An 11,855-nucleotide genomic window follows, 5' to 3' on the forward strand; every position below is an offset into this window, starting at 1 on the left:
CTGGTTTTGAATTTTGAGTTGTTTATAGCTAAACGCATTATTAGTAATAAAGCGTATAAAAGTAGTGTTTCGGCACCAATAATTAAAATTGGTATTGCTGCAATTGCTATTGGTGTAATTGTGATGCTTATTGCGATTGCTACAGGTTTGGGTTTGCAGCAAAAAATTAGAGATAAAGTAGTGGCCTTTAATGGCCATATAGAAATTACAAATTACGATACAAATGCATCAGATGAGTCTCAAGTACCAATTTCTATAAATCAAGAGTTTTATCCAAAGTTTCAAACTATTGAAGGTATAAAACACATACAAGGAGTAGCTAAAAAGTTTGCAATCATCAGAACCGAAACCGATTTTGAAGGTGTTGTTGTTAAAGGAGTAGGTGCAGACTACAACTGGGAATATTTTAAAGAATTTTTAATAGATGGTCGCCTGCCAGATTATACACAAAAGCGTAATGAAGAAATTTTAATTTCTAGCTATCAAGCGAATCGTTTAGGTTTTAATGTGGGTGAAAAAGTACAGGTATCATTTCCTGATAAGTTAGCAGCAGCGCGTTCTAGAATTATGTCTTTTAATATCGTAGGAATTTATAATTCTGGCTTTCAAGAATTGGATGAAAAATTCTGTATTATAGATTTAAGACATATTCAACGACTCAATAAATGGGAAGCCGACCAAATAGGAAATTTTGAAGTCTTTGTTGAAGATTTTTCAGATCTTGAAGAGATAACAATACAGGTATATAAAGATATTCCATCGTTGCTTAATGCGGTTCCAATAACTCAAAAGTATTATGCTATTTTTGAATGGATTAAAATTTTTGATAATAACACTTATGGTATTATCGCTATAATGATAATCGTTGCTGGTATAAATATGATAACCGCTTTGTTGGTGCTTATTCTAGAGCGGACTTCAATGATTGGTGTTTTAAAAGCTTTAGGGAGTTCTAATTGGACGATTAGAAAAGTCTTTCTCTACAATGCATCGTATTTAATTGGTCTTGGTTTACTATGGGGAAATATTATTGGTTTAGGGCTTTTGTTTGCACAGAAGTATTTTAAGCTATTTCCTCTTAATCCAGATACATATTACGTTAGTGAAGCACCTGTTTATATAAGTTGGGATTATATTTTATTACTTAATATTGGCACATTTTTAGTTTGCTTATTAATGCTTTTAATTCCTTCAGTTATTATCTCTAAGATTTCACCTGTTAAAGCAATTCGCTTTGATTGAATTGGCTATTAGCTTATAGGTGTTGGCTATTAGCTCTACTCAACCATATTCATTACTAAGCTAAAATTTAAAGGCTAATAGCAAAGGGTTAGAAAAAACATAACTAACTTTTAACTTTCATTCGAAAAGATTTCCCTTAAATTTGCACCGCAAAAAAGAATTATGAAGCGAGCCTAAAAGAAAGGCTTAATAATTGGGAAAATATTTTAAAGGCGAACACATTTCACCTTTAAAAACAATAAAAAATTGAAATGGACTACGCAGAAAATATATTAGGTACAATAGGAAATACACCATTAGTAAAAATGAACAAGCTAGTAGAAGACTTACCTTGTTTTGTACTCGCTAAATACGAAACTTTTAATCCAGGGAATTCTGTAAAAGACCGAATGGCTTTGCAAATGATTGAAGATGCTGAAGCTGATGGTCGATTAAAACCTGGAGGAACTATTATCGAAGGAACTTCTGGAAACACAGGTATGGGATTAGCCCTAGCTGCCATTGTAAAAGGTTACAAATGTATTTTTGTAATGGCAGACAAACAGTCTAAAGAAAAAGTAGATATTATGCGTGCTGTTGGTGCAGAAGTTATTGTTTGTCCAACGGCTGTAGAGCCAGATGATCCTCGTAGTTATTATTCTGTGTCTAAGCGTTTGGGTGAAGAAACACCAAATTCTTGGTATGTTAACCAATATGATAATCCAAGTAATGCCAAAGCGCATTACCAAAGTACAGGGCCAGAAATCTGGAAACAAACCGATGGTAAAATAACACATTTTGTAGTTGGTGTTGGTACAGGTGGTACTATTAGTGGTGTTGGTAAATACCTAAAAGAACAAAACCCTAACATTAAAGTTTGGGGAATAGACACTTATGGTTCTGTTTTTAAAAAGTATCACGAAACTGGAGAGTTCGATGAGAACGAAATATATCCTTACGTCACCGAAGGAATTGGTGAAGATATTTTACCAAAAAATGTAGATTTTAATATCATTGATGGTTTTACTAAAGTAACCGATAAAGACGCTTGCGTTTACACACAAAGGCTAGCCAAAGAAGAAGGTATGTTTTTAGGGAACTCAGCAGGTTCAGCCATTAAAGGAGTATTGCAACTAAAAGAACATTTTACACCAGAGGATGTTGTAGTTGTATTATTTCACGATCATGGAAGTCGTTATGTTGGTAAAATGTTTAATGACGAGTGGATGCGTGAGATGGGTTATATTGATTAAAAAATTTTAAATTGCATGTCAAGCATAGCCTATCTAATCCATACAAAAACAAAATCCTGATGATGTATCAGGATTTTGTTTATTAACCATTAGGCATGTGAGTTGAAGAACCAATTGTCTACCTTCGCCCAAAAGTAATACCATTATATGAGTACCAATATAAAAGTAAATAAACCTAAACCATTTTTGCCTCATAAAGAAATGGCAACCTATAATCGAGCAACAGATCTTCCTAGTATTATTAAAGTTTTAGAAGCTGGTAACCCTGTTTTAATTACAGAATTTTATAATAATGGATCTGTATTACTTAAAGAAATACAACGTCATCTTAATAAAAAACTACCTAATAAAACGTTTAAGGAACAACGAGAGTATCGCGCAGCATATCATAAGCTTTCTAATCTTATTATCATAGAAATTGAGGCGCATCAACTCTTGGTAAAGAAATCTCCGATAATAGGATGGTTTGCAAAGTTATATCCAGAAATCAGTAATTTTTTATTAACCTTTCCGCAAGTACAAGGCTTAAATAGCGCATGGCAATGGTACGAAAACGGGATTTCTATACCTGTATTACGAAACAAAATTCATCCTTATTACGGCACTTATTTCCCAACACGTTTTGAGCATTTAGAACTGTTTGATAATTGGTTAAAACGTTATTCAGGGCAAAAAAAGACAGCCATAGATGTTGGTTTTGGTAGTGGTATATTGGCTTTACAACTAATAAAGCATGGGTTTCAAAAAGTGTTTGGAACAGACACTAATCCTAATGCCGTCATTGGCTTAACCGAATCTATGGGAGATACCAAACTATCTCGAAAAATTGAATTAGATTTTGGATCTCTTTTTGGGAAGTGGAACAAACCATCCGAGCTTATTGTGTTTAATCCACCTTGGTTGCCAGAGACGCGTCACTCAGATAATATAGATGAAGCTATTTATTATAATAAAATGTTATTTCCAGATTTTTTTGACGCTGCAAAACAAATGCTTTTACCAGATGGTCAATTAGTACTTATCTTCTCTAATTTAGCACAGATTACAGGTTTATCCAAATCTCATCCTATTGAGGAAGAACTAGCTGAAGGAGGACGTTTTCAATTAGAGCGCTGTTTTAAGAAAAGCGTAAAAAGGGCTTCTGAAAAAACAAAACGCGATCTACATTGGCGAAAGGAGGAGGAAGTTGAGCTTTGGGTGTTGACCCATGTTTAACACTCTTATAAATGAAATGAAGGAATTTGTTGATATTGTAGCAGTGTCTAAAATTTCTAACTTCTAAAAAGTAAACAACAACTAAGAAGTGATAAAGACTTAAATTAAAATAGGTTTTTCTATTTTAGTAAAATGCAAGAAGACCTCCTTCATTACATTTGGAAACATAAAGCCTTTAATACGTCTCAGCTTAAAACCACAAAAGGAGAAGCTATAAGCATTAATTTACTTGGGCAACACAATCATAATTCAGGTCCAGATTTTTTTAATTCACAGTTGAGTATAGATAGCCAATTTTGGGCAGGTAATGTAGAAATTCATATAAAGTCTTCAGATTGGTACGTTCATAATCATGAAACAGACAAAGCTTACGATAATGTCATTCTGCACATCGTTTGGGAGCATGATACTGAAATCTTTAGAAAAGATAATTCTGAAATTCCGACTTTAGAATTAAAGCATTATGTAGATAAGAATCTTTTAGATAATTATCAAAAATTAATGCAATCCAAGTCTTGGATTAATTGTGAATCTTATTTTCCTGAAATTGATATTTTTTTACTAAATAATTGGCTCGAGCTGTTGTTTATAGAACGATTAGAGCAGAAGTCTGAAGCCATTAGAGATTTATTAGAAGCCTCAAATAACGATTGGGAAGCTGTACTCTTTAAAATGCTTCTCAAAAATTTTGGACTTAAAGTTAATGGTGAATCATTTTTAAGTTTGGCAAATTCTTTAGATTTTTCTGTATTAAGAAAACTTCAGAATGATGTTTTAGATCTGGAAGCGTTGCTATTTGGGCAAGCTAATTTACTAGATACAGACACAGAAGAAATTTATTTTTTAGACTTAAAGGAACGCTATAAGTTTTTAAAACAGAAATTTAAGCTCAATAACCAAGGAGTTTTACCAGTTCAGTTTTTTAGATTACGACCATCTAATTTTCCAAGTATTCGCTTGTCGCAGTTCGCAAATCTTTACTCAACGGAGCAGAATTTATTTTCAATAGTAATTGATTTAAAAACAAAAGAAGACTATTATAAATTTTTTAAAAAGGGAGTTACTGATTTTTGGGATACACATTATACATTCTCCAAAACATCAAAAAAGTCTAAAAAACTATTAACCAAATCGTTTATTGATTTGGTTATCATCAATACTATTATTCCTTTAAAATTCAGCTATGCGAAATCACAAGGCAAGTCCATCGAAGAAGATTTGTTTCAACTCATTAGACAAATTAAGATAGAAGAGAATAGTATCGTCTCTAATTTTAAAGACTTAACAAAGATCGAAAATACTGCGTTAAATTCTCAAGCTTTTTTACAATTAAAGCAGCAATATTGTGATAAAAATAAATGCTTACAATGTGCAGTAGGCAATAGTCTAATCGTTAAAAATTAATTAACTTGCAGTTATGAATTGGTTCTATGCCTTATTACTCTATTTTCAAAAGCGTGGCTATTATGTTTGTCAACGTATTGCAGACCGTTTAGGAATTAGAGCCAAAATTGTAAGAACATCTTTTATGTACCTCACTTTTGTAACCGTTGGTTTTGGTTTTGCACTATATTTGTTCCTCGCGTTTTGGATGCGTATTAAGGATATTTTATATACCAAACGCTCTTCGGTTTTCGATTTATAATATGAACAATCCACTTTTAAGACTCTATAGATCTAAGATTTACACAGCTATAATGATGTTAGGTTTTTTGTTGTGTATTGGTGTGGTGGGCTATAAGTTTATCTCTGGGTATTCTTGGTTAGATGCAATTTACATGACGGTAATTACCATTACAACCGTTGGTTTTGCTGAGGTAAGTCCACTAGATGCTGAATCTAAGATTTTTACTATATTTTTAATTTTAGCAAGTGTAGTTATAGTAGGTTACGCTATTTCAATAATTACAGAATATATTTTAAGTAGAAATAATTTTGAAGATATAAAACAACGAAAAATGCAAAAGAAAATTGATGCCATGTCTAACCACATCATCATTTGTGGTTTTGGACGTAATGGAAAGCAAGCCGCTAGGAAATTATTAGCTTATGATAAACCGTATGTTGTTATTGAGCGCAATAAGGATATTATTGAAAAATTTCAAGAAGACAATATTCCTTTTGTTCTAGGTAATGCCAACGAAGATGAAACACTTATTGGAGCAGGTATAGAAAAAGCATCTACCTTAATCTCAGCTTTACCAAATGATGCAGATAATTTGTTTGTGGTGCTTTCAGCAAGGCAAATAAATAAAGAAATGCGTATTATAAGTAGAGCGTCTCAAGAAACGTCGTATCAAAAGCTTAAATTGGCAGGAGCTAATAATGTTATTCTTCCAGATAGAATAGGCGGAGATCATATGGCATCTTTAGTTGTAATACCAGATTTGGTAGAATTTATTGATAATTTAGGTATTGTCGGAGAACGTAACATTAATATTGAAGAAGTTAAAGTAGAACAGCTTTATGATACTAAACACGTAAAAACAATTAGAGATTTAGATTTGCGAAAAAAGACAGGCTGTACTGTGATTGGTTTTAAGGATGATAAAGGTGAATATATTGTAAACCCTGAAGCAGATACAAAGCTAATTCCAGGATCTAAAATCATTGTTTTAGGACGACCAGAACAGATACATAAGCTAAATTCTGAATACAACATAGCATAATAAAAACAGCCATTTTAACGTCTCATGCTTTAGGAATTCGGATTTTTTTAGCATCTTGTCCTCTTGAAAAATAAAAACTAACTAATAACTACCCTTATGAAGAAATATCTTCTATCACTTTTTGCTTTACTATTACCATTATTAAATTTTTCTCAAGAAGTCCAAGAAATTGGTATTGATGAAAAGATTGATCAAGCTTTTGGTGATGCTACAGGTGGGTTTGTAAGAGCAATTTTTTATCAAATAGATTTTGGTGGTGGTGTTAAAGTTTTTTGGGTTTTATTTCCATTAATTCTTGGGGCATTATACTTTACATTTTATTTTAAGTTTATAAATTTTAGAGGATTTTTCACTTCTGTAAATATTGTAAGAGGAAAATATGATGAATTAGATCATCATGAATCTTTAGTTGGAGCAGGTGATTCTACACCTGGAGGAGATAATATAGAAACGATTGCTGTAGAAGGTCATGAAGGAGAAGTATCACATTTTCAAGCATTAACTGCTGCGCTTTCTGCAACAGTAGGTCTAGGTAACATAGCAGGTGTAGCTATTGCAGTTTCTATTGGTGGAGCAGGAGCAACATTTTGGATGATTGTAGCTGGACTTTTGGGTATGGCTTCAAAATTTGTAGAATGTACACTTGGTGTAAAGTATAGAGATATTGATGAAAATGGTGTCGTTTTTGGTGGACCAATGTACTATTTAACCAAAGGACTTAAATCTAAAGGCTTAGGCGGATTAGGTAAAGTATTAGCAGTAGTATTTGCTGTATTTGTAATTGGCGGTTCTTTTGGTGGTGGTAACATGTTCCAGGTAAATCAAGCAGCTCAATTATTTGAGCATATGACTGGTGGTGAAGAATCCTTTATTAATGGATACAGATGGGCATTTGGTTTAGTAATGGCGATATTAGTAGGTATTGTTATTATCGGTGGAATAAAGAAAATTGCGAAAGTTACAGATAAGATTGTACCATTTATGGTTGTAATTTATGTAGCAGCATCACTATTTGTGATTTTTGCAAATTATAATATGATTGGTGATGCATTTATGCAAATTTTTAATGGTGCATTTAGCCCAGAAGGAGTTGCAGGTGGAGCCATTGGCGTTTTAGTGCAAGGTTTTAGAAGAGCCGCATTTTCTAACGAAGCTGGTGTTGGTTCTGCATCTATTGCACATTCAGCAGTAAAAACAAAGTATGCAGCATCAGAAGGTTTAGTTGCTTTATTAGAACCGTTTATTGATACTGTTGTGGTTTGTACTATGACAGCTTTAGTATTAGTAATTACAGGAAATGTAACTGCTGCAAATGCAGGTTTAAATGATGCTGACGCAATTTTACTTACATCTGGTGCGTTTGAGTCTGTTATATCATGGTTTCCTTATGTGTTAACTGTTGCAGTTGTATTATTTGCGTTTAGCACCATGATTTCTTGGTCGTATTATGGTTATCAAGGTTGGGCTTATTTATTCGGAAGAACTAAAAAAGTAGAATATATATATAAGGTATTGTTTTGTTTATTTGTAATTGTTGGAGCTTCAATTAGTTTGGGATCTGTAATAGGTTTCTCTGATGCAATGATTTTTGCAATGATGGTGCCAAATATGATAGGTTTAGTTATTCTTGCTCCAAGAGTAAAAGAAGAGCTTAATAAATATATGAAAGCAATTAAGGCTAAAAAAGCCTAAAAATTAATAGTAATATAATATATGAAATCCCATTTTCAGTTTTCTAACAAACAACGAAATGGGATTTTTTTATTGTTAGCAATTATTATTATAATGCAATCTATCTATTCGTTTACCGACTTTTCTAAAGATGAAATTCTTACAGATCAAAAAGAGTTAGATGTATTTAGAAATGAATTAGATTCTTTACGCTTAGTTGAGATAGAGAACAGTAAGCCAAAAATATACCCATTTAACCCAAATTACATTACGGATTATAAAGGTTACACATTAGGTATGTCTAACGAAGAAATTGATAGACTTCATAAATTTAGAGAAAATAATCAATGGGTTAATTCTGCTAAAGGTTTTCAGCAAGTCACAAAAGTTTCAGATTCTATTTTAACAACTATTTCTCCCTATTTTAAATTTCCAGATTGGGTAACTAACCCTAAGCCCAAGGTAAATAGTTATAATAATTCATATTCCAATTCTAATACAGCAAAAAAGGTTGTTCAAAAAATAGATTTAAACAAAGCAACAGCTAGTCAGTTACAAAAAGTATATGGTATAGGTGAGAAACTTTCCGAACGGATCATAAAATACAGAAATAAATTTTCAGGTGGATTCATTGCAGATATTCAATTGTCTGAAGTTTACGGGCTATCTCCAGAAGTCATTGAGCGTGTAAAAAATGACTTCACAGTTAAAACTCCAAGAGTAATAAATAAATATAATATTAATACTGTAACAAGAGATGAACTAGTTACAATTCAATATATAGATTACGAAATTGCCAATAATATTATTGAAGAACGAATTTTAAGAGACGGCTTTAAATCTTTAGAAGAATTAACAAAAGTTGAAGATTTTCCAATTAAGAAAATCGAGATAATTAAGTTACATTTGCAGCTATAACAAATAACACTACATGTCTAATTTATATTTCACAGAAGAGCATAATTTATTTCGAGAAAGCTTAAGAGATTTTCTAAAAAAAGAGGTGGTTCCACATATCGAAAAATGGGAGAAAACAGGCCATATAGAACGTTTTATTTGGAAGAAGTTTGGTGATATGGGTTACTTTGGCTTGGCAACACCAGAAGCTTATGGTGGCTTAGATTTAGATTTATTTTATACTGTGATTTTTCTTGAAGAAATGCAACGCATCAATTCTGGTGGATTTGCAGCTGCAATGTGGGCTCATGCTTACTTAGCGATGACACATTTGAATAAAGAAGGTAATCATGCTCAAAAAGAGAAATATTTAACACCAAGTGCCTTAGGTGATGCAATAGGTTGCCTCTGTATTACAGAACCCTTTGGCGGAAGTGATGTGGCAGGAATGCGTACTACTGCTGTAAAAAAGGGAGATACCTATGTTATCAATGGCTCTAAAACATTTATAACAAACGGAGTTTATAGTGATTATCTTGTGGTTGCAGCAAAGACGAATCCAGAGATTGGTAATAAAGGTATTAGCATATTTGTAATGGATAGAGATACACCTGGTATTTCTGCAACAAAATTAGATAAGTTAGGTTGGAGAGCATCAGATACTGGTGAAATAGCGTTTGATAATGTGGTCATACCTGCTTCAAATTTAATGGGTGAAGAAAATCAAGGATTTCCTTATATAATGCAGCACTTCTCTTTAGAGCGTTTAATTATGGCTGTAAACTCTCATTCTAGAGCAGAATATGCTCTAGAATATGCAAAACAATATATGTCTGAAAGAACTGCTTTTGGACGAACAATAGATAAGTTTCAAGCTTTAAGGCATACGTATGCAGATTGCGTAACACAAATGGAAATTTGTAAGCAATTCAACTACTACGTAGCTAAACGATTAGATCTTGGAGATTATGTGGTAAAAGAAGCGACAATGTCTAAGCTGCAATCTACCAAAATGGCTGATGATGTTATTTATCAATGTCTTCAGTTTTTAGGAGGTTATGGTTATATGGAAGAGTACCCATTGGCACGAATGGCAAGAGATAGTCGTCTTGGACCAATTGGTGGAGGTACTTCTGAAATCTTAAAAGAGATTATCGCTAAAATGGTAATTGATGATAAGGATTATAAACCAGCGACCTAATAGTTAACCAAATAAATAAATTGAGTTAGTCACTTAGTTGCTGTTAGTTTTGATACTGTCATTCAATTAGTTACAATGTGTTTTTCTTTAAAAATATGCAAACATACTGATAGAATCTTCTAGTTCTTCCTTCGGTTTTATGTAACTAGTTTAAAATCAGTAGAAATAAAAATAAAATCACGTTTCTTAAGTGTATAACTCAATAAATAAAATTTAAAATCCTGCCACAACGCAGGATTTTTTTATAGTAAACTCAATATTACGTGTAACAATTTGTTATATTTAATATCGATCAAGAAAGATACATGAGTTTTCAAGCCTTTTCAGATTATTTGCTGTTAGAAAAAAAATACTCTAAGCACACAGTCTTGGCGTACAATAGAGATTTAGAAATGTTCCAAGAATTCTTAAAAGAACACCACGATTCAGAACCCATAAATAAAGTTGGTTATTCTGAAATAAGACAATGGATTGTAGAATTGGTAAACAGTGGTATTTCTAACAGAACCATTAATAGAAAAGTGTCTTCATTAAACACCTATTATAAATTCTTGCAAAAAACGGAGAGTATAGAAATTAATCCTTTAAAGAAACATAGAGCGTTAAAAATAGGGAAGAAGGTTCAATTGCCTTTTTCAGAACAAGAATTAAAGTCTGTATTAGAAAATTCTATTGAAGTTAACGATTTTGAAAGTGCAAGAAATCATTTAATCATTGAGTTGTTTTACGCAACAGGCATAAGACGAATTGAGCTAGTCAATATTAAGTTACTAGATATAGATAACAGCAACATTCAAATAAAAGTATTGGGTAAACGTAATAAAGAACGATACATCCCATTAATAAAACCTGTAATCGAATCCTTAAAGTGTTATTTGGGATATCGTGATCAGTTATCAATAATAGAAGATAAAGAGACGCTTTTTTTAACAAAAAAAGGTCTTAAAATTTACGAAAAACTTGTTTACAGAATAATAAATAAGTACTTTAGTCTAGCATCTTCAAAAGCAAAATGTAGTCCGCATGTGTTAAGACACTCGTTTGCGACACACTTATTAAATCAAGGTGCAGAATTAAATGCAGTAAAAGAACTTCTAGGACATACCAGTTTAGCAGCAACACAAGTTTATACACACAATAGTATAGCCAAATTAAAAAAAGTGTACGCTAAATCTCATCCTAGAAATCTACGTTAAGTTTTTACTTAACACTAATTAACCTGTGTTAAACGAATCTCGTATTAGCACGCATGTTTAACTTAAAATGAAGTATATGAAAGTAAACACACAATCCGTAAATTTTAATGCAGATAGTAAGTTAATTGAATTCATTCAGAAGCGAATGGATAAACTAGATATGTTCTATGACAAAATAATACAATCCGATGTGTATTTAAAAGTTGAGAACACTAGCGATAAAGAAAATAAAGTTTTTGAAGCTAGAGTTAGTGTTCCTGGTGATAGTTTCGTAGTTAAAAAGCAGTGTAAGAGCTTCGAGGAAGGAGCGGATATTGCCATTGCTTCATTAGAAAGACAAATCAAAAAAAGAAAAGAAAAATTAAGAGCTCGAACTTAATTAAAATTTTTTCAAAAATGTTTTGAATAAAAAAATAAAACACTACATTTGCAGTCCGTTAGAAATAGCGGACTTTTTTATGGTCGGTTTTTGACGTTAAAAAAGTAACAAAAGCCGATGTAGCTCAGCTGGCTAGAGCAGCTGATTTGTAAT

General features: G+C 32.2%; 11 protein-coding genes. All 11 read left to right on the top strand.

What is annotated here, in order from left to right; all coding sequences use genetic code 11:
- Window positions 1–6: 6 nt before the first annotated feature.
- Window positions 7–1,242 carry an FtsX-like permease family protein gene (locus tag AAC053_RS02460; protein ID WP_339752343.1) on the top strand — a complete coding sequence of 412 codons (1,236 nt, stop codon included), beginning with the start codon at window positions 7–9 and terminating at the stop codon, window positions 1,240–1,242.
- A 251-nt stretch (window positions 1,243–1,493) separates the two neighbouring features.
- Window positions 1,494–2,474 carry a pyridoxal-phosphate dependent enzyme gene (locus tag AAC053_RS02465; protein ID WP_339752345.1) on the top strand — a complete coding sequence of 327 codons (981 nt, stop codon included), beginning with the start codon at window positions 1,494–1,496 and terminating at the stop codon, window positions 2,472–2,474.
- Between the two features lie 147 nt (window positions 2,475–2,621).
- Entirely contained in the window at window positions 2,622–3,689 is a 1,068-nt protein-coding gene (locus AAC053_RS02470) for a methyltransferase (protein WP_339752348.1), read from the top strand.
- A 132-nt stretch (window positions 3,690–3,821) separates the two neighbouring features.
- Complete coding sequence (locus tag AAC053_RS02475; protein ID WP_339752350.1) at window positions 3,822–5,093, top strand: DUF2851 family protein; 1,272 nt, start codon at window positions 3,822–3,824, stop codon at window positions 5,091–5,093.
- Between the two features lie 13 nt (window positions 5,094–5,106).
- Complete coding sequence (locus tag AAC053_RS02480) at window positions 5,107–5,334, top strand: PspC domain-containing protein (RefSeq protein ID WP_339752353.1); 228 nt, start codon at window positions 5,107–5,109, stop codon at window positions 5,332–5,334.
- Between the two features lies 1 nt (window position 5,335).
- Window positions 5,336–6,358: a potassium channel protein gene (locus AAC053_RS02485; protein ID WP_339752356.1), complete on the top strand. Its 1,023-nt coding sequence runs from the start codon at window positions 5,336–5,338 to the stop codon at window positions 6,356–6,358.
- Between the two features lie 96 nt (window positions 6,359–6,454).
- Window positions 6,455–8,050, top strand: a complete 1,596-nt coding sequence (locus tag AAC053_RS02490; RefSeq protein ID WP_339752359.1) for an alanine/glycine:cation symporter family protein — start codon at window positions 6,455–6,457, stop codon at window positions 8,048–8,050.
- A 21-nt stretch (window positions 8,051–8,071) separates the two neighbouring features.
- Window positions 8,072–8,947 carry a helix-hairpin-helix domain-containing protein gene (locus AAC053_RS02495; protein ID WP_339752361.1) on the top strand — a complete coding sequence of 292 codons (876 nt, stop codon included), beginning with the start codon at window positions 8,072–8,074 and terminating at the stop codon, window positions 8,945–8,947.
- A 13-nt stretch (window positions 8,948–8,960) separates the two neighbouring features.
- On the top strand, window positions 8,961–10,127 hold the full coding sequence (locus AAC053_RS02500; protein ID WP_339752363.1) for an acyl-CoA dehydrogenase family protein: 1,167 nt from the start codon (window positions 8,961–8,963) through the stop codon (window positions 10,125–10,127).
- Window positions 10,128–10,432: 305 nt separating this feature from the next.
- On the top strand, window positions 10,433–11,323 hold the full coding sequence (locus AAC053_RS02505) for a tyrosine-type recombinase/integrase (protein WP_339752365.1): 891 nt from the start codon (window positions 10,433–10,435) through the stop codon (window positions 11,321–11,323).
- A gap of 76 nt (window positions 11,324–11,399) precedes the next feature.
- Window positions 11,400–11,702 (top strand): ribosome-associated translation inhibitor RaiA, encoded by a 303-nt coding sequence (raiA, locus tag AAC053_RS02510; RefSeq protein WP_339752368.1) that lies wholly within the window; start codon window positions 11,400–11,402, stop codon window positions 11,700–11,702.
- Window positions 11,703–11,855: the final 153 nt, after the last annotated feature.

This window comes from uncultured Winogradskyella sp. (assembly GCF_963975125.1).
Classification (GTDB): Bacteria; Bacteroidota; Bacteroidia; order Flavobacteriales; family Flavobacteriaceae; genus Winogradskyella.

What these genes read in the sequence shown, in the direction of transcription:
- AAC053_RS02465 (WP_339752345.1), top strand. Translation starts at nt 1,494, where the DNA reads ATGGACTACGCAGAAAATATATTAGGTACAATAGGAAATACACCATTA.
- AAC053_RS02470 (WP_339752348.1), top strand. Translation starts at nt 2,622, where the DNA reads ATGAGTACCAATATAAAAGTAAATAAACCTAAACCATTTTTGCCTCAT.
- AAC053_RS02475 (WP_339752350.1), top strand. Translation starts at nt 3,822, where the DNA reads ATGCAAGAAGACCTCCTTCATTACATTTGGAAACATAAAGCCTTTAAT.
- AAC053_RS02480 (WP_339752353.1), top strand. Translation starts at nt 5,107, where the DNA reads ATGAATTGGTTCTATGCCTTATTACTCTATTTTCAAAAGCGTGGCTAT.
- AAC053_RS02485 (WP_339752356.1), top strand. Translation starts at nt 5,336, where the DNA reads ATGAACAATCCACTTTTAAGACTCTATAGATCTAAGATTTACACAGCT.
- AAC053_RS02490 (WP_339752359.1), top strand. Translation starts at nt 6,455, where the DNA reads ATGAAGAAATATCTTCTATCACTTTTTGCTTTACTATTACCATTATTA.
- AAC053_RS02495 (WP_339752361.1), top strand. Translation starts at nt 8,072, where the DNA reads ATGAAATCCCATTTTCAGTTTTCTAACAAACAACGAAATGGGATTTTT.
- AAC053_RS02500 (WP_339752363.1), top strand. Translation starts at nt 8,961, where the DNA reads ATGTCTAATTTATATTTCACAGAAGAGCATAATTTATTTCGAGAAAGC.
- AAC053_RS02505 (WP_339752365.1), top strand. Translation starts at nt 10,433, where the DNA reads ATGAGTTTTCAAGCCTTTTCAGATTATTTGCTGTTAGAAAAAAAATAC.
- raiA (WP_339752368.1), top strand. Translation starts at nt 11,400, where the DNA reads ATGAAAGTAAACACACAATCCGTAAATTTTAATGCAGATAGTAAGTTA.